This window comes from Kitasatospora sp. NPDC047058, assembly GCF_040643935.1.
Classification (GTDB): domain Bacteria; phylum Actinomycetota; class Actinomycetes; order Streptomycetales; family Streptomycetaceae; genus Kitasatospora.
The window spans coordinates 1-2,427 of the sequence record NZ_JBEYVJ010000695.1; the positions used below are offsets into that span (position 1 = coordinate 1).

Here is a 2,427-nt window from a genome sequence, read left to right on the forward strand (position 1 = left end):
ACGGCGCTGCCGGAGACACCGGGGATCAAGGGCCGCAGCTGTTCGGCGTCCCGGGCGTTGTCGAGCAGGATGATGTCCGGCCGCCCCCGCCGGCGCACGGTGCCAGGGCACCCCGCCGCGACGTGGTCGGCCGCCGATGGCCCCCTGCCCCCGGCCGGGAGGTACGTCCCCCGGCATGGACTGTCCCCGCCGCCCTGCGGTGCACGCACCCGGGCGCCGCGCGCTGAACCGGTGGAACGGTCAGACACACCCCCCGGGCCCGCCGTCGGACCCCCGTGCCCTGCGGGCAGGCGGGGGAGTCCGTGGACGGGCCCAGGGCTTGTCTAGTGGATGAGCGCGATCCGGCGCCAATCCACCCGAGGGGCCCTACACCTCGGGGGACTCCGCAGCCTCCTGGCGGAGCTTCATGATCTGCTGGTGGACCCGCGTCCCCCGCTCGGGGCTGAAGTCCAGTTGGGAGAGCGCGGTCGGCGCCGCGACCGAGGCCAGCAGGAACCGGTAGAGGTCGCTCACCCGCTCCGGCATGTCGTCCCGGCCGGTCATGATGTCGGACAGCACCTGTACGCCGGTGAACGCACCGACCGTCAGCTTGGCGAGGCTGAGCGTGTCGACGTAGGGCAGCAGTTCGCCGTTGGCCTTGGCCTCTTCGAGCAGTGCGTGGGTGTGCGCGATCCAGCCCTGCATCGGCAGGCGGCGGTCGAAGCCGCCCTGGGCCGGCCCCTGGTCGACGGTCAGTCTGACGCTGCCCCGGACGATCGGGTCTCCGGTGTCCCTCCGGAGCAGGTGGGTCAGCAGCAGCGCCTCGTCCAGGGACTGCTGGAGCTTGAGGTCCCGCTGCGGGACGGTCGGCAGGGCGTCGACCTGCTCGGCCAGCACGCCCTGGGCCAGCTCCTCCTTGGAGCTGAAGTGGAAGTAGAGTGCGCCGCGGGTCACTCCGGAGCGCTTGAGGATCTCGGAGATGGTGGCGGCCTCGTAGCCGAGCTCGTCGAAGACCTCGGCCGCGGCGACGAGGATCGCCCGCTTCGTCCTGACCGCACGTTCCTGCAGCGCCACCGCCCCAACCTCCGGGATTCTCGAAACAATTCGGCATGTTGCCCGGCATCCGCCGTCGCACTCGACTGCGGGTGCAGGCACGAGCCCCGGACCCCGGGGAAGCCGATCCTTTCACAGGCGGCACCAGTCTGTACCACTTTAAAACCGATCGATCGGTATCTCAAGCCTCTCCCGACCTTTACCAAACCCCCGCGTCCCGGCAAGATGTGCCGGGTCCGGTCCAAACCGATTGGTACGTTTGTTGCCCTCGGTCGGGACCTCCCACCCTTTCGTACCCGTCGTTCTACCGAGGGTTCCATGACAACTGCGATACTCCACGACCAGACCCTCGCCGAGGTCACCGGCCTTCCGTCCGGCCGCGACGCGGGCCGGCCCGTCACCGGGGCGGGGGACGAGGGCGGGGCGGTCGGCCGGGAGCTCACCGGCCTGCTGTTCGACCGCGCGGACCGGGAGCGGGTGCACGGCAGCTGGCGCGCCCTGCTCGCTGACGAAACGTTCCACCACCGTAGTGGTCTGACGCCCGGGCAGCGCGTCGGACTCTCCTACGAGCGCCTGCGCGAGGTCAACGCGGTCGCCGGCGATCCCGAGGACCTCGCCCGCGACCCGCGCCGGCTCGCCGCGCTGCACGAGTGGACCGGCGTCATGGACGGCGGCCTGTGCACGCTGGCCAGCATCCACTACAACCTGTTCCTCGGCAGCCTGCTCGACCACGAGCAGGGCCCCGGCGGCCGGGACCTCTCCGAGTACACCGCGATGCACCGCACCGGCACCTTCCTCTGCACCGAGCTGGACCACGGCAACGACGCCTCCGCCCTGGAGACCACGGCCGAGTTCGACCGGGCCACCGGCGGGTTCGTCCTCCACACGCCCACCGACGGGGCGCAGAAGTTCATGCCCAACACCAGCCTCGCCGGCGGCCCCAAGAGCGCCGTGGTCGCCGCCCGGCTGCTGGTCGACGGCACCGACCGGGGCATCTTCCTCTTCCTCACGCCCCTGAGCGACGACGACGGCCACCTGCCCGGCGTGCACGTGCGCCCCCTGCCCTACCGCACCGGTACGGCCGTCGACCACTGCCTCACCGCCTTCGACCACGTCCGCCTGCCCCGCGAGGCCATGCTCCAGGCCGACCACGGCCGCGTCGCGCCCGACGGCACCTTCACCAGCAGCGTCGGCAGCCGCCGCAAGCGCTTCCTGGAGTCCATCGACCGCGTCACCACCGGCAAGCTCTGCATGAGCGGCGGCACCCTCGGCATGGCCCGCGCCGCCCTGGTCTTCGCGGCAAATCCCCCCAACAGGCCTACTCTTGTTGAGATGAACCGTCCTGACTCCGACCAGCCGGCCGTCACGCTCACCGCCGCCCGCCCCGCCGCCGAC

At 71.5% G+C, this 2,427-nt stretch carries 1 protein-coding gene and 1 pseudogene; one reads left to right on the plus strand and one right to left on the minus strand.

Translation table 11 applies throughout. The annotated features are described in order from the left end of the window. Positions 1–366 precede the first annotated feature (366 nt). Positions 367–1,053, minus strand: coding sequence for a ScbR family autoregulator-binding transcription factor (locus ABZ885_RS39410; protein WP_360199751.1), 687 nt, complete (start codon positions 1,051–1,053; stop codon positions 367–369). Between the two features lie 297 nt (positions 1,054–1,350). On the opposite strand from ABZ885_RS39410, the pseudogene ABZ885_RS39415 reads away from it, so the two are divergent. Beyond that, a pseudogene (locus ABZ885_RS39415) lies at positions 1,351–2,427 on the plus strand (hypothetical protein); the annotation flags it as partial.